General features: G+C 52.5%; 1 protein-coding gene (only partly in view). It reads left to right on the forward strand.

The whole window is internal to a cadherin-like domain-containing protein gene (locus SIB46_RS04440; RefSeq protein ID WP_413297330.1) on the forward strand: the coding sequence, 64098 nt in all, runs 14008 nt past the left edge and 24232 nt past the right edge, and what appears here is coding positions 14009-39866, spanning codon 4670 (partial) through codon 13289 (partial); the first codon wholly inside the window starts at position 3. Both codon boundaries (start and stop) fall beyond the window edges.

A 25858-nucleotide genomic window follows, 5' to 3' on the forward strand; every position in this document is an offset into this window, starting at 1 on the left:
CCATCACCGCAACCGAACTGCAAGGCCTGCAGTTCAAGCCAGCCGCTGATGCCAATGGCAGCACCTCCTTCTCCTTCACCGTTACCGACTCCGGCTCCGTTGATGGCAGTGCTGGACCTGGTGGTTACGCCGCTGAACTCTCAGACATTGAGCTAATTCGACGCGAGATCAGCCAAGGCACCGATCTCTCTGCTGATGGCACCAAAGGGGTCGCCTTCTTCACGCCAGGCATCGTATCCATCACTGTAGGAGATCCATCTAGAACTGCTGGTAGCCCTGGCGTTGGAGAATTTGGGCTGCTTGGTTTTGGCCGCTTAAGCGACGACTTGGCTGCTTACAAAACCTCAGGTGGATTAGTACTTGCACAAGGGGGGCCACATTTCAATCAGCTGCATTTGGAAGCTATAGCAGAGCAAGCATTCAACACAACAGACAAGGTTCTCCTGATTAATAGCGATGGCACCGCTGGCTTCTCCATCCCCGATGGCGAATCCTTCTCCACCATTCGCATCGAGAGCAACAGCGGGGCTGCAACCCTTGCAGTTGCTCTCGATCCACCAGCCACATCAACAGAAGTCGTTACCGGCTACTCCCTCTACACCACACAACCTGCCGCTAACGCTGGTGATCCAAACACCGTTCGCCTCTATTCCTTTGACGCTGACGGTCAACTCACAGGCAACCCAACAACACTCACTGGGAACGAACTCACTAACGCCAAAATTGCCACACGCAGTGATTTCAATGGCAACAACACCACCGGTGTGCTCATTGATCAAAAGCTCAATCCAACAACACCTGCTCTAACAAATACTCTCAACCTCAACGTTTACAGCACACAAGACGGTGATCTGACGCTGCGAGATGGCACCATCCTTACTACTGGTACTGATCTTGGAACGGCAGCAGTCAGCGCACTCTCCTTCCCGCTACTGACAACAGCAGACGGCAACTCCTTTGCCATCAGCAACGATCAATCCGTTGTTCTTGCCCTGTCCGTTGATGCCGACGGCAACCTCACCAACACCATCCCCAACACCGATGGCTTTGAGCTGATTCTGCGTGATGACAACACCAGCGAAATCAGCAAAGTTTCATTCGCAAAAGACGGCACACAAACAGCTCAATCGGTCCTCACAGATGCAGAAATCTCTGCCCTAGAGCTGGCCACTCGCAGTGACATCGACAGCGATGGCACCAAGGCCTTCCAGTTCCAAAACGAACTGCTGACCTCCGGCGGCAGCAACACCCAACGCCTCAAGCTCTCGCAAACAACTGCTGGACTCGTTCTCTCTGACGGCACTCGCTCGATCACTGCAGGCAGTGACATCTCCAGCTTCCCCGCACCAGCTGCTGGCAACACCACCAACACCTCGGGTGTGATCCAACTGCTGGATCCGGACTTCTCCATCGCAACAGATGAGAACCCGGTCTACGCGCGTCGGCTCATCGGATGGCAATCCACCCCGCAAAACACCACGGGCACAGCCGTTGTCACTGGCTACGAGCTCTACACCAACAACGCCGGCACCGTCACCAGGCATTCCTTTGATCTCGATGGCTCACTCACATCCAGCGATGAACTCTCCGCAACAGCTCAAGTAACTGCAGAAATGCAGATTGGCCTTGACCTCACATCAGGCAGCGGAACTCCATCGATCTCCATCAACAACAAACTCGCCGGCACCATGCCTCCAAAGGCAGATGCGCGTGCCCTTTATGAAACAAACGCTGGTCTGCTGGTTGCAATTAGCGGAGCCCTCGACACGCAGCCCACTCCTTTCTCAACTTCTATTGCGCCTACAGCGAATACCGAGAACCAAGCCACCCTGCTGCTCGATCAATCCGGCACAACGGCCTTCTCCCTCCCCAGCGGTGATAACAGCTCCATCAAAGCCGTCGTTGCCCGCAAAGAGATCACCCGCCTCACCAACGCAACAACCAGACAAGACATCACCGGCTACGACCTCTTCACCTCCGATGGTGCAGGCACGGTTCAGCAGTTCTCCTTCTCCAGTGATGGTGTCCTGCAAACCGCAAACCCCATCACCCTCACAGGCATTGACCTGATCGAGGCAGAAGCTCTCAGCCGCACGGATCTCAGTGGCAATAACTTCGCCACCATCGTCAATGAACAACTTGTCGTGGGACAAATGCCCTCCATGAATGCGACAAGTGATCAGGGCAAGCGAAGTCTCTTTAGTACGAGTGACGGATTATTCATCGGCTACAGCACAAGCCTGCCCAGAGGGTCAATGGCCCTAGATATCGGCTCCAACACATTCACTGACGAACCTCCGGCTCTCTTCCTCAAAGACAGCAACGGCAATACCTTCTCCATTGATAACGATAAACAGGCCATTCATACCCAGCGACTCTCCTCGCTGAATGCTGATGGCATTGAATCCACCAATGGCTATCGCCTCTATCTCGCCAGCAACAACACCGGTGCAACCAGCGCCCAGGACATCAGCCTCTACAGCGTCACCTTTGATGCCGATGGCCAACAAACGCAAGCCATCACCGAGCTGGATGATGCCAAAGCCGCACAAGCTCTAGTTACCGATCGCATCGACCTAAAAGCTAAATTCACGTCCCTATCTGATGCGGAAAGCAAGATTCAAATTGGAACTCGATTAACCGGCTCTTCTGGTGCAACAACTGGAACGGAACGCAGCCTCTTTGGCTCCAACGCAGGCCTGCTGATTGCCAACAATTCAACTTCTGCCAACGTCTTCCTTGGCAGCTCCAATTTCGCAGCGACTTATAACGATCCTGGCGTCGTTATGCTGCACAACGTTGATGGATCTCCCGTCAGCTCCGATGGCACAGACCACGGCTATTTCATTGATGGTCAATCCATCATTTCTGCAGAAGCTCTCACCGAACAAATCGGCAACTTTGATGTCACGACAGGCTTTGAAGTCCTGATCAAAGACAACACAGGCAAAGTCTCTGCTGTTGAGTTCGACACCGATGGCTACCGCGTCTCCATGGACGCTGCATCCATCACTGAAACGCTCAACATCCAGATCAACCCCGTTAATGACGCCCCTGAGCCCGATGGCTACAAGGCGCCTCTACCCGATGGCCTGGAAAACACCACCTACACCATCAATGCCAGTGATCTCACCTCTTATTTCACTGACATCGATGGCGACACCATCTCGCTCAATGCCGATTCACTGACCGCCACCAACGGCACTCTCGACAACAACGGCGACGGCACCTTCTCCTTCACACCAGATACCAACTTCGCTGGGGAAGTTCAACTCACCTACAGCGTCACTGACGGCTCTCCGGGCACCTTCAGCACCGGCTCCTATTCCTTCAACATCCTCCCGGTCAACGACAAGCCGGCGCGTACGGATGACTCTGGCTTTGATTTCAGCGTCACCTTCACCATCGATGAGGACGCCAGCACCACTTCTCTCGGCCTGACTGACGTCACCTATGGACCTGGCGGCGGCAGCGATGAAAGCAGCCAAACCCTCACTTACACCATCACCTCAACTCCAGATGCCGCCCTTGGCACCTTGCTCCTCGCTGATGGCACCACCACCGTCAGCGCCGGACAAGACATCACCGCAACCGAACTGCAAGGACTGCAGTTCAAGCCAGCTGCTGATGCCAATGGCAACACCTCTTTCTCCTTCACCGTTACCGACTCCGGCTCCGTTGATGGAGATGGAAACATCAGCGAGGGCGCAGCTACTGAAGATCTGCCATCCATTGCGCTAATCCAGCGGGAAATAGCTTTAAGGAGCGACCTCTCAGGTAATGGGACCATTGGTCTAGAGGTAACCAGAAAGCTTGGGGCAACAACGGCAGGTGCAACACATGCAAGCCAGCCACATGCCTATGAGACGGCAGCAGGTTTACTGCTATCTGACAACTCAGGGCTTTCAACCAACAGCCCAACTGCACTCAACAGTGGTTATCACAAACTGCTGCTGAATGCTGATGGAACGGGTGGCTTCTCCATACCCGATGACGAGACATTTGCAGTCGCACGAATCAACAGCACCACGGGAGCAGGTGGTTTATCTGGGGCTGCAGCTAATGACATCATCGGATTCTCTATCTACACAACAGAACCAGGAATTCCTGCTGGTAGTGCTAATAGCGTCAAACTCTATTCGTTCACAGAAGAAGGACATTTAACTGGCGAGCCAACAACCGTAGCGGGCAACGATTTAATCCAAGCCAAAATCACCACCCGCCAAGATTTCAATGGCAGCAATACAACAGGTATTGTCATTAGCCAGAAACTAACGAATAATGCGGGGGCGATAGCTGGCAGCTTCCCGCTTCACCTCTATCAAACAGAGAACAATGAGTTCTTACTTGCCGATGTAGGGAGCCTGGTTGTTGGCTCTGACCTCGCAACAGCACCAAACGGTGCACTGAGCTATCCATTGCTTACAACAGCCAATGGGAGCTTGTTCTCGGTTAGCAGTGATCAGGCCGTAGTTGGAGCGCTATCAGTCAACGCGAATGGGGATCTAACGAACACAATCGCCACTACAGAAGGGTTTGAGCTGATTCTGCGTGACAACAACAACAGCGAAGTCAGCAAAGTCTCCTTTGCCAAAGATGGAACTCTAACCAATCAGTCTATTATTAGCAGTGCAGAGATTCAAGAACTCTCGCGCGAGACAAGGATGGATATTGATGGTGATGGCTACATCATTGCAAAAGCGACAGGAACGATTCAACAAGATCCAAGTTTCCTGCTCCAGAACAATACAAACGCCATCAATGCCTTCAATACGGATAATGGAATCCTACTGACAACAAATCAGAGCATTGACAACAACAATCCTACTAATTACATTGCCGGCGCACTAACAGGAATATCGAGGCAGGATCCTGGTCCTTTCCCACCGGTAGCCTATGCCAATCCCGGCGCAACTGAGACTATTGAGCTCAACTTCATGGGATATTTCAATGCAGGATCGCCAGTTGTTCTCTCTGATGACTTTCCTGGCGGCCCAATACCTAATGCAACCCAAATATTTGAAGTTGTTAGCAACAAAGGCGGGAAACTTCCAGTAATTGAAGCCGTTGGATCAAACCAACCTTTTGGAGCCGTCCTGCAGTTAACAGTGCCAGGACTGTCGGCAAAGGCTGCAGATGAAACACTGTATTTGCACTTCAAGCCATCTCCGACTAATCCTCAGGAAAGCATCTTCTCAGTTGACAATCCCGGCATTCCCTCAAATCCAACAGGCGAATTCATGTTTGAAATCAGCACTGTTGAATACGACAAATCGAGCGCGCCTGGCCAAGGACTTCCAACATCAGTCAATCACATTGCAGACCTTGAGTCACAATCCAAAACCTGGGGATCAGAGGGCAAATCTGTTCTACTGGAAAGCTCTTTCTCGCTCGCCGAAACAGAGTCGATTATTCACATTCACAACGTGAGAGAATGGACAACCACTAACAACAATTCAACTGGGGAATCAATAACAACCGGATACAGATTATATACAACCGAAAACGGCGAAATCAACAGGCATTCATTCAACTACGATGGCCAGCTGATAACGAGCGAAAATCTATCTGAACTTGAAATCGCGAAGGCCGAGCTCTCTACTGGCGAAAGCCTCAAAAATTATCTTGTTCGCAAAGGATTATCCGAAAGCGCTTCATTAACATACCAAGCTAAACTCACTACTGACTCAGTAAGCAATACAAATAGAGCTCTATACCAAACAAATCAAGGACTTGTTGCATCATCAGAGGATACTCCCAGTTGGTTCACTTCCCCGCCAACCACAGCAACCATAAATCAAGAAAATAAGTTCACCCTTCTGTTAGACGAATCAGCAGATGCTGTTTTCACTATCCCTGGCGGCGACAACACCATCATCCAATCGCTGACTAGGAAGACACAACTGACAAAGCCATCCAGTGCAGCTGCGCCGACGCTGTCCACGGCTGGTTACGAGCTCCATACCAGAAATAGCGACAACACTGTTGAGAAATTCACCTTCTCAGTTGATGGAGTCCTTGAAAGCACGACACCAGAGACAATTGAAGGCTTTGCACTTCTGGAAGCAGAAGCGGTTACCCGCAGTGACCTCAGCGGCAACAGTGTTATTGGCAGCAATGTCACAGAGAGACTGTTTACAGGTACAACTCCAGGATCCGCCTATGGCGGCCGACCCACTCTCTACAACAGCGAGGCGGGCCTATTCCTGTCCCACATGGTCGCTCTGCCAACAACAGGCACAGCAGGATTTAGCGCCATTAGTGATAACTCTTTCACCGATCAGCCACCTGTTCTGTTCTTAAAAACAGCGGATGGCAGCGCCTTCGCCTTAGATAACGACAAACGAGCTGCCCATACACAGCGCCTTACGGGAATGGATGCGGATGGCAATGAAATCACTACTGGTTACAGGCTCTACTTAGCCAGTGGCGACAGCACAACAACTGACATTGAACAAGCCAGCATCTTTAGTGTCAGTTTTGATGCAAATGGGACTGTTGATCAGGTAATTCAAGAACTCAACAACGATCAAGTCAGACAAGCCTCGATTGAAGACCGGCTTGATATCACCTTTGCATTCCCAAATCTGAGCGAGCAGGAATATAAAGTCAACATCAAATCGAGATTGACAACACCAAGCCCAACTGGCGCAGCTGGCAGTGACAGTCGCAGCTTCTATGACTCCAACATTGGCTTACTTATTGCCCCCACGGATCTAACAACTGGTTTCCTCAACAGCACAGGTGCAGTTGGCCAAGCAACCAGCACTGATCCTGGGGTGGTGCTCTTACGAGGCCTCGATGGTGAACCCATCACCTCCAGTGATAGCACGAGCGCGGGATACGAGATCGATGGTCAATCCATCCTCTTTGCTGAAGCCATCACTGAAGAAGTGAATGGACTGGATATCACAACAGGCTTTGAAGTTCTGATCAAAGACAACACAGGCAAGGTGTCTGCTATTGAGTTCGACACCGAGGGCTACCGGGTTGCCATGGATGCGGCCTCCATCACTGAAACACTCAACATCCAGATCAACTCTGTCAATGATGCCCCTGTTGGCACATTCACTGCGCCGCAAAGCGGCACAGAAGGCGATATCGCTATTTCGGGCCAACTCACAGCCAATGATGTTGACGACGGCGTTGATACCTTGAGCTTTGAGTTGGTGGGGGCACCGATTGATGGACTCACCATTGCAACTGATGGCAATTGGTCGTTTGACCCCTCAGTTGAGGCCTACAACTCTCTGGCAGCTGATGCAACCCAGGAGATCACGGTCAACTACAAAGTGACTGATGCTGCGGGAGCAACAGACGAGAACTCCTTTGTCATCACACTCACCGGCACCAATGACACACCTGTTGCCACCTTTAGTGATCCGCAAGCAGCAACAGAATCAAACGACGGAACCTTACTGAGCGGAACCCTCACAGCAACCGACCCCGACACAGGAGACAGCGCCAACTTTGCCTTGGTTGGTGACCCCATTGATGGGCTCTCCATTAATGATGATGGCACCTGGTCGTTTGATCCCACCCATGCCAGCTACAACGCTCTAGCTGACGGTGATAGCCAAGAGATCACGGTCAACTACAGCGTGACTGATGGTTCTGGCGCCACAGGTGAAAACTCCTTTGTCATCACACTCACCGGAACGAATGATGCGCCTGTTGCGGAAGTCATCGATCCAATTGAGGCATTCGAAGGTGTCAGCAACGGCGTCGTACTGAACGGGAACGACCTTCGCCTGCAAGAGATCCGCACCGGCATGGATCTCGATGGTGATGGTGTTGTTGGCGTCACCCTGGGACAACAACTCTTCAATGCCGAGGGTGATCCCAATGTGATCTACAGCATTAGCAATATCACCCATGACGGCCAAATCGGCATGATTCAACTCCGTAATAGTGATGGCTCATTAACTCCCATCTCAGAAGGAACCGCTGGATGGGATGACTTCCAAACCTGGCTGGACGCTGGCAATACGCCAAATCCTCCACGGACATCAAAACTTTGGAGTGTTTTCGCTTCAGCCCAAGGCATGGTGTTGGTCAATGATTTCAGCCTGGCTAGTGGTGATGATTTCGCAGAAGATGAAGCTGCCACAATCAGTGCTTATGAAAACCATGGCGTAGTACTCACTGGCTCCAATGGCAGCAGCTTCAACCTGCCCCTAGACGAAACAGCACTAGCCGCCAAGCGGCTCACTGACAGTGATGCGTCTCAGACCATTGGCTTTGAGCTGTATACCCACATGGATGCCGGGGATGTGATCCAACGGGTGTTCACAGTTGACGGCCAACTACAGCTGCAAACAACACTCAACACAGCTCAGATCAGCCTGGCAGAAGTTGAAACGGGGATTGATCTTGATGGCAACAATGTCATTGGCGGAACAGTTACAAGAGAGCTTTATTCAAATAATGTTCCAAACAACAACATCTCCAGCAACTTCACCATCTACAACACCTCAGCTGGTTTAGTCAGCGCTATTGGCAACTACAGCATCAACATTGGCGCCGAACTCAGTGCTGTTGCTTGGCGCAACACAGCTGCTGCCTCATCCACCATGGCCGAAGGTATTCGGTTGCTGTCAGCCAATGGCGAACCGTTCCAATTGCCCAATGATCAATCAATCATCACAGGTAAGCGCAGCACCCAAACAGGCACGAATGCGTATGGCAATGGCAGCAGCCAATCCATTGAACTGTTTGTTGGCAGCACAAACGGTGAGATTTCACAGTATGTGTTCAACACCAGTGGCGAACTGAGCTCGCAAAAAGTTCTTAGCGATGGCGAAGTTAGAGATCAAGAGATTCGCACCAACACCGATCTCGATGGCGATGGAATCGTTGGCATCACCCTTGGACAACAACTCTTGGATCGAACAGGAACACGAGACATTCCTTATGTGCAACTCAGTTCCGGCATCGTTGAACTTTGGGAAGAAGATGGAAGCATTACACCTCTTCAAAATGATCCAGCATCGCCTGAGTGGGCTGACTATCAATTGTGGTTGAGCCAAGGCAATATTCCTAATCCACCATTTGCCAACAGCCGGCATCTATTCACCACCAGCGAAGGCTTGGTTCTAGCTCGGGAAGATAGCCTCAACGAAGGTGGTGACCTTGGTTTTACCGACACGGCCTACACCAACAACGTTGATGAGAATCGGGCAGTATTCCTCAAAGACAGCAGCGGCGTGCCTCTGCAACTCAGCGCAGGTGAAATTGCTCTGAAACTCAATAGCGCCGACATCGATGGCACCAGCAACAACTACGAATACACGCTGCACACCTCCAATGATGGCGTGATTGTTGAACGTGTCTTCAACCAAGAAGGTATCCAACAAGAGCAATCAACCCTGAGCGCCAGCGAGATCAAACTGGCTGAAGTTGAGACTGGCTTGGATCTCGATGGCGACAACAGCATTGGTGGCACCGTTACTTCAACGGCTTACAGCAATAATGCAGCAGCCACAGATAGCTGGAATAACTTCACCGTCTACAACACCGAAGTTGGCATGGTCACCGCCATCGGTGACTACAGCCTGACTGTTGGTGACGATCTGCGAGCTATTGCCTGGGACATCAACGGAACTACCACCGCTGCAACCACATCTCAAGGCTTCAATCTGCTGACCAACAACGGAAACGGCTTCCAGCTAGGCAGCGGTCAATCGATTCTGACTGCCAAGGTTCTAAGCACAGCTGGATATCTCATCGCTGAAGGCAGTGATCCGGTGATTGAACTCTTCATCGCCGATGACAGTGGAACGATCTCCCAGCTGGGCTTCAACAACGCCGGCGAGCAGGTTTCAGAGAAACAACTCAGTGCCTTAGAAGTCAAAACGCAGGAAATCCGCACTGCCAACGACCTGGATGGCGATGGCGTGATCGGCATCACCCTTGGCAACCAGCTCGCTTATGCAACTGGGGATCCAGGCGTTGAATTCAGCGTCATGGCTGCGAACGAAAATGGCGTGATCAACAGTGTGAATCGCCACAACCCCAATGGCACAATCGACTACATCAACGAAGGTTCTGATCTTGCTGGCTGGCAAGTCTTTCAAGACTGGCTTGATGCTGGCAACATCCCCAACCCGCCCAACAACGGCTTGCGGTTGAGCGTCTTTGCTTCCGCTGAAGGTATCGCACTTACCAACCTGGCTGACCTGGCTTCAGGTGATGATTTCGAGCAGCCTGGCAACACGAGCAACACCATCTCTGAGGATCGTGGTGTGTTGCTCAATGATGGAAATGGCAGCGCCTTCAATCTGCCAACTGGGGAAACGGCGTTAACGGCTCAAAAACTTGTTTCGGATTACAGCAATTCGAACAATTCAGGCTTCAAGCTCTTCAGCCGCAACGCCACTGGTGATGTGATCCAACGCCTGTTCTCTGGCGATGGTGAACAACAAGAAGAAATCACGCTGAATTCTGCTCAGATCAGCCTGGTGGAGGCTGAAACAGGCATCGATCTTGATAACAACGACATCATTGGCAGCACCGTTACCGGCAAGGCGTATACCAACAACCCTGATCAAACCAACAACGGCACCAACGTCACCATTTACAGCACAACAGCTGGCTTGGTGAGCAGCATTGGCAATTATTCCCTCACCATTGGCGAGGATCTGCGCTCGGTTGCGTGGCGTGCCACAGCAGCTGCAACTGGCATGGCTGATGGACTCAGGGTGCTCTCCAGCAATGGAGAACCTTGGGCCTTAGGCGAAGACCAAACCATCGCGAGTGCCAAACGCAGCCACAACATCCAGCTGGCATCTGGCGCCACTGGCGAAGCGATTGAGCTCTTCATCACCAACAGCGGCAGTGGAGAGGTGGTTCAAGTTCTCTTCACTGGTGAAGGCGAATTAATCACAACTGCTGAAGAGCCTGGCTTGCCCTTGAGCGGCACCATCCCCGCCAGCGATGTCGACAGCACAACACTCACATACAGCCTCACTGGTGATCCAATCGACGGATTCAACCTGAATGCCAGCACAGGTGAGTGGACCTTTGACACCCACCACACGGCCTACAACGCAATGGCTGCCGGTGATCAAGAGGTGATCAAGGTTGGCTTCACGGTGAGTGATGAGCAAGGAGCATCCACCACTGGTGAATTCACCATCAACCTCACTGGCACCAACGATGCTCCGGTTGCCACCTTCAGTACTGCTCAATCAGTGGAGGAAGCTGGAACTCAGCTGAGCGGCGATCTTGCCGCCAGTGATCCCGACATTGGAGACACCCTCAGCTACAGCCTGATCGGTGATCCCATTGATGGCCTGACCATCAACACCGATGGCACCTGGTCGTTTGATCCTTCAGTTGATGCCTACGACGCCCTAGCCAAGGATCAAACCCAAGAGATCACTGTCAGCTACAGCGTGACTGACGATGCCGGCGCCACTTCACAGAATGCGTTTGGCATCACCCTGACGGGCACCAACGACGCACCGGTTGCCACAACCACGGCGCTCGATCTAGCTGCCGGCACTGAAGACATCGCCTATCCGATCACTGCTGAGCAACTGCTGGCCAATGTCAGCGACGTTGACAACAATGATTCGCTCTTCGTGAAGAACCTGCGCCTGAGCGGCGACAGCGCAAGCAGCGGTGAGCTCACTGGCGACAGTGCCACCGGCTGGAGCTTTAACCCCAATCAAGACTTCAACGGCACAGTTGAACTGGCCTATGAAGTTGAAGACTCCAATGGCGCGGCTGTTCTCAATGGCGCAAATGAAGCAGCCAGCTTCACCGCTTCGATTGACTTCGCCGCAGTCAATGACGACCCCGTCCGCGTAGACAGCACACCACTGTCCATCCGACTTGTACAACCCGATTCCAATGATGCAGCCGCGCAAAGCTTGAATCTGGCTGAGCTCAACTATCAGCCAGGTCCAGCGACAGCAACAGATGAAACCACCCAATCCCTCAGCTTTAGGCTTGAGCTGAATCAACAAGTTGGCAACCAACAGCTTGGTGAGCTGCAACTGGCTGATGGAACCGCTGTTGATTTCAATAACGGAAGCTCCTACACCCTTGAAGAGATTCAAGGGCTGCAATTCAGGGCCGACTACGTCCAAGATGGCTATCAACTCTTCAACCTGATAGCAACAGATAGCGAAGGCGCTTCCATCAGCAACACGCTGACTGTCACCGTTGCCAATCCCTTTGATGCACCAATGCGCGTGCGTGGATCAGCACTGACAGCTGTCATTGCAGAGGATGCAGATGCAACCAGCCTTGGCCTGAGTGATCTGCGCTACTTAGCGCCAAAGATCATTGATGCCAACGGCCAAGAAACCAACGACAGACGTCCTCTCAGCTACACCATTGTTGAATTCCCCAAGGGATACCTTGATGCCCCAAGCGGAATGCTTTACAAGCAAAATAGCGACGGGGTTTATGAGGACCTTTGGCCAATTTTAGATGAAAACAACACTCACATTGGCACCCCCATCAGCCTCGATGAATTACGAAGCCTGAAATTTAAGCCAGCTGAAAACTACAGCAACCAGTTTGGTGATTACGGGGATGCCATTGCCAGCTTGATCTTTGAGGTAAGCGATGGAGTTTCAACTCCAACTGTTGAAGTTGTTGAAATCTTTGTTAGCCCCATTAACGATGCTCCGGTTGCTCCAACCACAGCCCCTGCTGCCTTCACCACACAAGAAGACACCGCTTTCACATTCACCGCAGATGACCTCCTAAACGGCTTCTCTGATGCCGATGGCGACACCTTGTCGATTGAGGCTGTTACGGCGTACTGGGGTGAAATCAGCTACGACGAACCCACTTCCACTTACACCTACACACCGGACTCCAACTACAACGGCTCCGACACTCTCGACTTCGTTGTCACTGACAGCAATGGTGGCAACACCATGGGATCCATTGACGTCACCATCACCGCTGACAATGACGCGCCCATTGCGACATTCGCAACGGCTCAAGCAACCTCAGAAGGCAGCGTTGAGCTCATCGGTCAACTCACAGCAACCGATGTCGATGCCAACGAAACGCTGACCTACGAGTTCTCTGGCGCCAACCCAATTGATGGTCTCTCCATCAGCTCCGATGGCTCTTGGTCCTTCGATCCTTCCGTTGAGGCCTACAACGCTCTGGTCAAAGACGAAACACAAACCATCACCGTTGACTACACCGTCACCGATGGTTCCGATGCCACTGGCACTGGCTCCTTTGTCATCACACTCACCGGAACCAACGACACCCCGGTTGTCGACTTCAATGGCGCTAACAATCAATACGCAACAGAAGACGGCGCAGAGCTCTCTGGTCAAATCGTTGCCACCGACGCTGATGCCAATGAAACCCTGCGCTATCAGCTCCTTGGCACACCCATCCCAGGTTTAATTCTCAACGAGCAAACAGGTCAATGGAATTTCAATCCAACCGGCCCCGCCTATCAATCCCTCGCAGCTGGTGAGACTCAAACCATCTTCGTTAACTTCAGCGTCACTGATTCCAACGGAGCCATCGCTGGAGCCATCGATGGAGAAGGGGTAGTCAGCGCTCAAAACACCTTTGTCATCACTCTCACTGGCACCAACGATGAACCCGTCGCTAATGCCGCTGCTCTGGTGCTCCCCAGCATCCAAGAAGACACCACACTCAACATCTCAGAAGCTCAGCTCTTAGCTGGCATCACCGATGTTGACGCGGCAACCACACTCTCCATCGTTGCCGATTCCTTCTCAGTCACCACAGGTCAAGCCTCCATCGGCATCAACCCCGATGGTGGTTGGACCATCACTCCAGTTGGTGACTACAACGGCGAAGTCTCCTTCTCCTATGAAGTCTCCGATGGCACAGCAGGCGTTGCCGTCACCTCAACCGCAACGCTCCAAGTCCTCTCCGTTAATGACGCGCCGGTTGCCGCTCCAACATCCATTGAAGAGTTCACATTCTCAATCGATGACTTCTTAGGCACAACGGCAATTGCAGCGCCAATGATTCCTCCCTCATATACAACGAACAATATTTATACAGATACTGAAGCGCCAATCACAGTCGTTGACACTTCTATTGAATCATCGAAAGGTTCAGTTGACTGGCAAGAGCAATCAGATGGTTCTGTCAAAATCGTCTTTACACCGGCGCAAAGCCTGATTGAGCTACTGCAATCAACAGATGATTCAATCGACTCTGAGCAATCACAACCGAATGTTGCGGTTGTTGAGTTTCAGTACCTCACAACAATTGATGTTGACCAAAGTGGCAATTCAATCACCCCATATCAGACCCCTGCCTCAGTCACCTTCACAGCCAGCGAATTACTTGCATTCACCAATGCAGTTAGCGCGCCTAGCTTCACCACAGCAGAAGACACCGACCTCACATTCACTAAGAGTGATCTCCTAACCGGCTTCTCTGATGCCGATGGCGACACCCTATCCATCGCTGGCATCACAGCCTCCTGGGGTGATCTCTCCTACGACGAGACCACTTCCACTTACACCTACACCCCGGACTCCAACTACAACGGCACGGACACGCTCGACTTCGTTGTCACTGACAGCAATGGTGGCAACACCATGGCCTCCCTTGACGTCAACATCACGGCCATTAATGACGCTCCAATCGCCACTTACGCCACAGCACAGGCAACTTCAGAAGGCAGCGTTGAGCTCATCGGTCAACTCACAGCAACCGACGTTGATGTCAACGAAACGCTGACCTACTCCTTCTCTGGCGCCAACGCCATTGATGGTCTCTCCATCAGCTCCGATGGCTCCTGGTCCTTCGATCCTTCCGTTGAGGCCTACAACGCCCTCACCAAAGGACAAGAACAAACCATCACCGTTGACTACACCGTCACTGATGGCTCTGACTCGACAGGTACTGGCTCCTTTGTCATCACCCTCACTGGCACCAACGATGCGCCAGTCGCCACATTCAATGGCAACACTCCTTCCGCCACAGAACTCTGGAGTACAAATCTAGACAAACTCGATAATCAAGCGACGAATCACATCGCAGTAGACAGTCAAGGAAACATATTCATTACTGATTACTCAGGCCCATTCTCTGGCGGCAACAACCAAAGCTTCGTCAGAACACTTTCCAGCGAGCAAGGCACATTATCAGCTTCAACAACCAACTTGGATCAATACACTCACCGAACTGGCGACCTAGCCGAGCTCCCTTCTGGAGGAGCAGTAAGAGTCTCAACAATTGTAGACACAAACGTCTCAATCAAAGGCTTCAAAATTGACGCTAATGGCGATAGCTCAGAGCTATTTAATTACAACACAGGCATGAACTCACATGCTTCAAGTGTTGCAGTCAACGATTCTGGAGAAGTTATCGTCGCTGGCTACGAAACAACACTTCCACCATCCAGCTACGTAGGCACGCTACGGAAGTTCAATTCAAGCGGAGAACTCATCTGGGACAAAGCCGATATAACTTCAGAACAGCAGAATATTGGTTACACATTTAACATCAACGACGTGGCGATTTCCTCGGCATCTGGAAACATTTTCGCCGTTGGAATGGCACAAAATCCCAACTACAATGTCCTCCAAAAATTCGACAGCACGGGCAATCTCATTTGGGAAAAGAATCTTGGAGATCAATACGGGGATTCCGCCAAGGTCGAGACAACGAATGAAGATGCTTACGTTCTATTGCCATCCGGAAAATTACAAGCTTTTGATTCCTCCGGAACAGCAATTTGGGAAATCGAAGCAGGTGAAGGCGCCCAAACCATAAAAGTTAGCGAGAAGAATGTATTCATCCTTTCGTCAAGTAATCAGACCTCATCACTTGAAGCGCTTGATCTAACCACTGGAGATATCGACAGAAGCATCAAATTTAATGATCTAAGCTTTGAAGCAAAAGACTTCACCCTTTTCGAGGATTCTGTATTGCTAATTGGCGTCGACTCAGACGGCACTCCAGTAGCAACAAAAGTTGGTCCTCATCCAGATGCAACCGCAGTTCCCGCTCCATTCAACACATCAGAAGGCGACACTCAGCTCTCAGGTCAACTCACCGCAACCGACGCTGATGCCAATGAAACCTTCTCCTATCAACTCCTTGGTGCTGAGATCCCAGGCCTGAGCATCAACTCTGATGGCTCCTGGACTTTTGATCCCACCAACAACGCCTATCAATCACTCGCTGCCAACGAAACTCAAACCATCAACGTCAACTACGGCGTCACCGATAGCCAAGGGGCTCTCGCCACAAATTCCTTTGACATCACTCTCACGGGCACTAACGACGCTCCAGTCGCCAATGCCGCTGCTCTGGTTCTCCCCAGCATCCAAGAAGACACCACACTCAACCTCTCAGAAACCCAGCTCCTAGCTGGCATCACTGATGTTGATGCAGGTACGACACTCTCGATCGTTGCTGATTCCTTCTCCATCAGTGCTGGTGAGGCTTCCATCGACATCAACCCTGATGGCAGCGGTTGGACCATCACACCGGATGCCAATTACAACGGCCCTGTCTCCATCTCCTACTCCGTCTCTGATGGAACAGATGAAGTCACCTCAACCGCCACGTTCCAGGTCCTCTCCGTTAACGACGCGCCTTACTACCAAGGCGTTATCACTGCAGACATTGGGCTTTTCGAAGAAGAGAAAAACGAAGATGAGAGCTTCACGTTTGGAAAATCTGATCTCCTGCGTGGTTACACAGATATAGAGACGGGTCTTCAAGACCTTGACATTGAAAACCTAGTCGCATCCTCTGGAACGATCACTGGTGATCAAGAAGCAGGCTGGACCTATACCCCTGCAAATCACTTCACGGGTGCCGTCAGACTGAGCTTTGGCATTACTGATCCAGATGGAGCCACATCACCAGGGAACGTGATTTTCAACCTGGTGAATATCAATGACGCTCCAATCGCCACTTACGCCACTGCGCAGGCAACTTCAGAAGGCAGCGTTAAGCTCATCGGTCAACTCACAGCAACCGACGTTGATGTCAACGAAAGCCTCACTTACTCACTAGATAGCGCCGTCCTCAAAGATGCCGACGAGAATCTCGTTCTCGATGCCGAGGGAATTAACAACTTCGTCGTTCAAGGACTCTCTATCAATTCCGATGGCTCCTGGTCCTTTGATCCTTCTCTCGACCCCTACAACGCTCTCGTCAAAGACGAAACACAAACCATCACCGTTGACTACACCGTCACTGATGGTTCCGGCGACACGGGCACTGGTTCCTTTGTCATCACCCTCACTGGCACCAACGACTCTCCGGTTGCCACCTTCTCTGCTGCTCAACAAGCAATAGAAGACGGCACACAGCTCACAGGGCAACTCACGGCCACTGACGAGGATGCCGGTGAAACCTTCTCCTATCAACTCCTTGGTGCTGAGATACCAGGCCTGACCATCAACTCCGATGGCTCCTGGACTTTTGATCCCACCAACAACGCCTATCAATCCCTCGCCGCTGACGACACGCAAACCATCAAAGTCGACTACGGCGTCACCGATAGCCAAGGGGCTCTCGCCACAAATTCCTTTGACATCACTCTCACTGGCACCAACGACTCTCCCGTCGCCAATGCCGCTGCTCTGGTTCTCCCCAGCATCCAAGAAGACACCAGCCTGAACTTCTCGGCGAATCAGCTCCTCGCTGGTGTCTCTGATACCGATGGCGACACTCTCTCCGTTATCAACCTCTCTATCGCTGATAACGCTGACAACAGCAAAGGGGAGCTCACAGGTGATGCAGACGACGGCTGGACATTCACTCCAAAAGCCGACTTCAACGGCACCGTCACACTCGACTACTCCATCTCCGATGGCACCACAGCTGATGACATCTCCCTCTCAGCTTCCTTCCAGGTCCTCTCGGTCAATGACGCACCGGTCTTTGACTCAGGCTCCACCACCGCCGAAACCAGCAATGTGCTCATCAACAGTGCGCCTGTTGATGTCATCAGCCCGGGCCGCAGCCGTCATGAGTTCCGCAACTCCAAAGCCTTCGCTGTCCTTAAAGACGACGGCTCCGTCGTCACATGGGGTGATGCCAATAGTGGTGGCGATAGCAGCACTGTCGCGGCTCAGCTCTCCGGTGGTGTCGCCCAGCTCTTCTCCACAGAAAGTGCTTTCGCTGCTGTCAAATCCGATGGCTCTCTAATCACCTGGGGTGATCCCAATGCCGGTGGTGATAGCAGTGCCATCACCGCTGATCTCAACTCCAACGTCTCCAGGGTCTTCTCCACACAAAGCGCTTTTGCTGCTCTATTGGATGACGGTTCTGTCGTGACCTGGGGTGATCTCGGCGGTGACAGCACAGCTGTTCAAGATCAGCTCACCTCTGGTGTCACCAACGTCTTCTCCAACCAAGGTGCCTTTGTCGCTCTCAAAGACGATGGTTCTGTCGTCACTTGGGGGGATCCAGCAAATGGTGGTGAAATCTCAGAAAGCTCATACGAGCCCAGTACTGGACGACCACTAACAGAGGTACTTTCCAGCGGTGTTGTTGATATCGTCTCAACCAATTCAGCCTTTGCCGCACTCAAAGAAGGCGGCTCTGTTGTCGCCTGGGGCAACAATGAGGAGGGCGGCGAGATTGCCGGTGCTTTTTCAACTATCGATGATTACACGGAATACCCACTTAGCTTTGGCATTACAAGCATCTACGCCACCGATACTGCCTTTGCCGCACTAAGAGGCGATGGCGAAATTATCACTTGGGGCAGCTCAATTGGCGGCGGCTATGGGGGTGAGCCTCTCGACATGGATCATCAACAGGCAACGGATTACGGCAATGACAAAGTTGTCAAAATCTTCTCTACAGGCTCAGCTTTCGCGGCACTGACTAACCAAGGGAAGGTGTTGGCCTGGGGCGACTACCCCAAAGGTGGCAGCTTCGACTACTCAGGCCCTGACACCCAAATGCAGCTGGGCTATGGCGTCACAAACATTGTTGCGACCAAAACAGCTTTTGCAGCACTCAAAGACAACGGAACGGTCGTCACATGGGGAGAAATTAATGAATTCAGGCCGCCAGAAGAATGGGAGTATCAGTTAAATGGTGTTACCAGTATCGTTGCCACCGATTCTGCTTTTGCAGCACTCAAAGGCGATGGAACTTTCATAACTTGGGGTGATGCCAATGGTGGCGGTGATAGCTCAAGTGCCATAGGTGATCCCTATTCCTCCGACTACAACCCTGGATTACGCGTTTCCAACATTTATGCCAACGGCAGCTCTTTTGCTGCAGTCAAACAAGAGGATGGCAGCATCTGCTCTTGGGGTAATCCTCAATTCGGAGGAGACAGCAGCAGTGTTGCTGATCAACTCAGCAATGTTGTTGGTGCTGCAACCCCATTCGACGACTTCAGCTTCACCCTAACGACCGCCATTACAGAGGTCATTGATATCAATGAAGATGAATCCTTCTCCTTCACAACAGCACAGCTACTAAACGGCTTCTCTGACGCTGATAACGATTCCCTCTCCATTGCAGGGATCAGTACCACAAACGGACAAATCTCCTACAACGCTGATACCGACACCTACACCTACACACCTCAAACCAACTTCAACGGCTCCGCTTCCATCGACTTTGTCGTCACCGATGGCAATGGCGGCACCACTCCAGCTTCCAAGACCCTCAATATCTCCCCCGTTAATGACGCTCCAGTCGCTAGTGCCGCTGCTCTGGTTCTCCCCAGCATCCAAGAAGACACCAGCCTGAACTTCTCCGCGAATCAGCTCCTCGCTGGTGTCTCTGATGTCGACGGCGACACGCTGTCGGTCACAAACATCAATATTGCCAACCAAGGGCTCCTCGTCGGCAATGTCAGCCAACTCATGCCTATTGCCGAGGGCAACATTTACGTCATCGATGGGCCAGGTGCCATCGCTCCCCCTCCTGCTGGCATCAACTTCAAGCCCGATGGCTCTTGGAGCTTTGATCCATCCAACAACGCCTATCAATTGGAAGAAGGCGAGCAGCAAACAATCTCTCTCTCAATTGAGGTAATGGATCCTGCTGCGCAGGGGGCTCCTGTCTCTGACGACGTCATGAGCGTCGAAATCACTCTCACAGGCACCCCTGATGGCATCGTCGCCAGCGCTGATGATGCTGCCATCTTTGATCCGGGCGTGATTACTGGTGACGCCACCAATGGCTACACCTTCACCGCAAATGACAATTTCAACGGCACTGTTGAACTCATTTACACCGCTTCCGATGGCACCACAGCTGATGACATCTCGCTCTCGGCTTCCTTCGAAGTTCTCTCAGTCAATGACGCGCCGGTTGCTCCAACCACAGCCCCTGCCGCCTTCACAACCAAAGAAGACACCGACCTCACATTCACTAAGAGTGATCTCCTAACCGGCTTCTCTGATGCCGATGGCGACACCCTATCCATCGCTGGCATCACAGCCTCCTGGGGTGATCTCTCCTACGACGAAGCTTCTTCCACTTACACCTACACCCCGGACTCCAACTACAACGGCACGGACACGCTCGACTTCGTTGTCACTGACAGCAATGGTGGCAACACCATGGCCTCCCGTAACGTCAACATCACGGCCGTTAATGACGCTCCAATCGCCACTTACGCCACTGCGCAGGCAACTTCAGAAGGCAGCGTTAAGCTCATCGGTCAACTCACAGCAACCGACGTTGATGTCAACGAAAGCCTCACTTACTCACTAGATAGCGCCGTCCTCAAAGATGCCGACGAGAATCTCGTTCTCGATGCCGAGGGAATTAACAACTTCGTCGTTCAAGGACTCTCTATCAATTCCGATGGCTCCTGGTCCTTTGATCCTTCTCTCGACCCCTACAACGCTCTCGTCAAAGACGAAACACAAACCATCACCGTTGACTACACCGTCACTGATGGTTCCGGCGACACGGGCACTGGTTCCTTTGTCATCACCCTCACTGGCACCAACGACTCTCCGGTTGCCACCTTCTCTGCTGCTCAACAAGCAATAGAAGACGGCACACAGCTCACAGGGCAACTCACGGCCACTGACGAGGATGCCGGTGAAACCTTCTCCTATCAACTCCTTGGTGCTGAGATACCAGGCCTGACCATCAACTCCGATGGCTCCTGGACTTTTGATCCCACCAACAACGCCTATCAATCCCTCGCCGCTGACGACACGCAAACCATCAAAGTCGACTACGGCGTCACCGATAGCCAAGGGGCTCTCGCCACAAATTCCTTTGACATCACTCTCACTGGCACCAACGACTCTCCCGTCGCCAATGCCGCTGCTCTGGTTCTCCCCAGCATCCAAGAAGACACCAGCCTGAACTTCTCGGCGAATCAGCTCCTCGCTGGTGTCTCTGATACCGATGGCGACACTCTCTCCGTTATCAACCTCTCTATCGCTGATAACGCTGACAACAGCAAAGGGGAGCTCACAGGTGATGCAGACGACGGCTGGACATTCACTCCAAAAGCCGACTTCAACGGCACCGTCACACTCGACTACTCCATCTCCGATGGCACCACAGCTGATGACATCTCCCTCTCAGCTTCCTTCCAGGTCCTCTCGGTCAATGACGCACCGGTCTTTGACTCAGGCTCCACCACCGCCGAAACCAGCAATGTGCTCATCAACAGTGCGCCTGTTGATGTCATCAGCCCGGGCCGCAGCCGTCATGAGTTCCGCAACTCCAAAGCCTTCGCTGTCCTTAAAGACGACGGCTCCGTCGTCACATGGGGTGATGCCAATAGTGGTGGCGATAGCAGCACTGTCGCGGCTCAGCTCTCCGGTGGTGTCGCCCAGCTCTTCTCCACAGAAAGTGCTTTCGCTGCTGTCAAATCCGATGGCTCTCTAATCACCTGGGGTGATCCCAATGCCGGTGGTGATAGCAGTGCCATCACCGCTGATCTCAACTCCAACGTCTCCAGGGTCTTCTCCACACAAAGCGCTTTTGCTGCTCTATTGGATGACGGTTCTGTCGTGACCTGGGGTGATCTCGGCGGTGACAGCACAGCTGTTCAAGATCAGCTCACCTCTGGTGTCACCAACGTCTTCTCCAACCAAGGTGCCTTTGTCGCTCTCAAAGACGATGGTTCTGTCGTCACTTGGGGGGATCCAGCAAATGGTGGTGAAATCTCAGAAAGCTCATACGAGCCCAGTACTGGACGACCACTAACAGAGGTACTTTCCAGCGGTGTTGTTGATATCGTCTCAACCAATTCAGCCTTTGCCGCACTCAAAGAAGGCGGCTCTGTTGTCGCCTGGGGCAACAATGAGGAGGGCGGCGAGATTGCCGGTGCTTTTTCAACTATCGATGATTACACGGAATACCCACTTAGCTTTGGCATTACAAGCATCTACGCCACCGATACTGCCTTTGCCGCACTAAGAGGCGATGGCGAAATTATCACTTGGGGCAGCTCAATTGGCGGCGGCTATGGGGGTGAGCCTCTCGACATGGATCATCAACAGGCAACGGATTACGGCAATGACAAAGTTGTCAAAATCTTCTCTACAGGCTCAGCTTTCGCGGCACTGACTAACCAAGGGAAGGTGTTGGCCTGGGGCGACTACCCCAAAGGTGGCAGCTTCGACTACTCAGGCCCTGACACCCAAATGCAGCTGGGCTATGGCGTCACAAACATTGTTGCGACCAAAACAGCTTTTGCAGCACTCAAAGACAACGGAACGGTCGTCACATGGGGAGAAATTAATGAATTCAGGCCGCCAGAAGAATGGGAGTATCAGTTAAATGGTGTTACCAGTATCGTTGCCACCGATTCTGCTTTTGCAGCACTCAAAGGCGATGGAACTTTCATAACTTGGGGTGATGCCAATGGTGGCGGTGATAGCTCAAGTGCCATAGGTGATCCCTATTCCTCCGACTACAACCCTGGATTACGCGTTTCCAACATTTATGCCAACGGCAGCTCTTTTGCTGCAGTCAAACAAGAGGATGGCAGCATCTGCTCTTGGGGTAATCCTCAATTCGGAGGAGACAGCAGCAGTGTTGCTGATCAACTCAGCAATGTTGTTGGTGCTGCAACCCCATTCGACGACTTCAGCTTCACCCTAACGACCGCCATTACAGAGGTCATTGATATCAATGAAGATGAATCCTTCTCCTTCACAACAGCACAGCTACTAAACGGCTTCTCTGACGCTGATAACGATTCCCTCTCCATTGCAGGGATCAGTACCACAAACGGACAAATCTCCTACAACGCTGATACCGACACCTACACCTACACACCTCAAACCAACTTCAACGGCTCCGCTTCCATCGACTTTGTCGTCACCGATGGCAATGGCGGCACCACTCCAGCTTCCAAGACCCTCAATATCTCCCCCGTTAATGACGCTCCAGTCGCTAGTGCCGCTGCTCTGGTTCTCCCCAGCATCCAAGAAGACACCAGCCTGAACTTCTCCGCGAATCAGCTCCTCGCTGGTGTCTCTGATGTCGACGGCGACACGCTGTCGGTCACAAACATCAATATTGCCAACCAAGGGCTCCTCGTCGGCAATGTCAGCCAACTCATGCCTATTGCCGAGGGCAACATTTACGTCATCGATGGGCCAGGTGCCATCGCTCCCCCTCCTGCTGGCATCAACTTCAAGCCCGATGGCTCTTGGAGCTTTGATCCATCCAACAACGCCTATCAATTGGAAGAAGGCGAGCAGCAAACAATCTCTCTCTCAATTGAGGTAATGGATCCTGCTGCGCAGGGGGCTCCTGTCTCTGACGACGTCATGAGCGTCGAAATCACTCTCACAGGCACCCCTGATGGCATCGTCGCCAGCGCTGATGATGCTGCCATCTTTGATCCGGGCGTGATTACTGGTGACGCCACCAATGGCTACACCTTCACCGCAAATGACAATTTCAACGGCACTGTTGAACTCATTTACACCGCTTCCGATGGCACCACAGCTGATGACATCTCGCTCTCGGCTTCCTTCGAAGTTCTCTCAGTCAATGACGCTCCGGTTATCGATACCTTCGCTGATCAAACAGCCACAGAAGATGGGCCAGGGCCAGGTGTCCTGACTGGCAGTGTCAGCCAGCTCATGCCTTTACCCGCAAGCCACATCTACGAAGTCGCTACCACTAACGGGGATGATCTCCCTGCTGGACTGAACTTCAATGTCGCCGATGGCTCTTGGAGCTTTGATCCTGCCGCTGATCCAAACCTGCTCCTCACAGAAGGTCAGCAACAGGTCATCAATCTTGTCGTCACTGACATCGACCCGTTGGGACTTCCCGCCGCCAACCTCATCCTGGACATCACCCTCACAGGGACCCCTGATGGCATCGTCGCCAGCGCTCTGGATGCTTCCAGACTCCTCACAGGCAAGCTGACCGCTACCGATGCTGACGGCGATTCCCTCACCTATCAGCTCCTCAGCGACAACATCCCTGGGCTAAACATCAACTCCGATGGCGAATGGTCCTTCAATCCATCCGTTGATGCCTACCAGTCACTCGCTGCTGACGACACTCAAACCATCTCCGTTAACTACTCCGTCACTGACAGCAATGGCGCTATCAGCCAAAGCTCCTTTGACATCACCCTCACTGGCAGCAACGACGCTCCAGTCGCTAGTGCCGCTCAGCTGATCCTCCCCAGCATTCAAGAAGACACCAGCCTGAACTTCTCGCCTAATCAGCTCCTCGCTGGTGTCTCTGATGTCGATGGCGACACGCTGTCGATCACAAACATCGACATTGCCAACCAAGGACTCCTGATCGGCAGTGTTAGCCAGGTCATGCCTTTACCCGCAAGCCACATCTACGAAGTCGCTACCACTAACGGGGATGATCTCCCTGCTGGACTGAACTTCAATGTCGCCGATGGCTCTTGGAGCTTTGATCCTGCCGCTGATCCAAACCTGCTCCTCACAGAAGGTCAGCAACAGGTCATCAATCTTGTCGTCACTGACATCGACCCGTTGGGACTTCCCGCCGCCAACCTCATCCTGGACATCACCCTCACAGGGACCCCTGATGGCATCGTCGCCAGCGCTCTGGATGCTGCCATCTTTGATCCGGGCGTGATTACTAGTGACGCCACCGGCTACACCTTCACAGCCAATGCCAATTTCAACGGCACTGTTGAACTCATTTACACCGCTTCTGACGGCACTGAAACCACAAACGGTTCTGCCTCCTTCCAGGTCCTATCGGTCAATGACGCTCCGGTTATCGATACCTTCGCTGATCAAACAGCCACAGAAGATGGGCCAGGGCCAGGTGTCCTGACTGGCAGTGTCAGCCAGCTCATGCCTTTACCCGCAAGCCACATCTACGAAGTCGCTACCACTAACGGGGATGATCTCCCTGCTGGACTGAACTTCAATGTCGCCGATGGCTCTTGGAGCTTTGATCCTGCCGCTGATCCAAACCTGCTCCTCACAGAAGGTCAGCAACAGGTCATCAATCTTGTCGTCACTGACATCGACCCGTTGGGACTTCCCGCCGCCAACCTCATCCTGGACATCACCCTCACAGGGACCCCTGATGGCATCGTCGCCAGCGCTCTGGATGCTTCCAGACTCCTCACAGGCAAGCTGACCGCTACCGATGCTGACGGCGATTCCCTCACCTATCAGCTCCTCAGCGACAACATCCCTGGGCTAAACATCAACTCCGATGGCGAATGGTCCTTCAATCCATCCGTTGATGCCTACCAGTCACTCGCTGCTGACGACACTCAAACCATCTCCGTTAACTACTCCGTCACTGACAGCAATGGCGCTATCAGCCAAAGCTCCTTTGACATCACCCTCACTGGCAGCAACGACGCTCCAGTCGCTAGTGCCGCTCAGCTGATCCTCCCCAGCATTCAAGAAGACACCAGCCTGAACTTCTCGCCTAATCAGCTCCTCGCTGGTGT

Origin of the sequence: Synechococcus sp. MIT S9452, assembly GCF_047304245.1 — a bacterium.
Taxonomy (GTDB): domain Bacteria; phylum Cyanobacteriota; class Cyanobacteriia; order PCC-6307; family Cyanobiaceae; genus RCC307.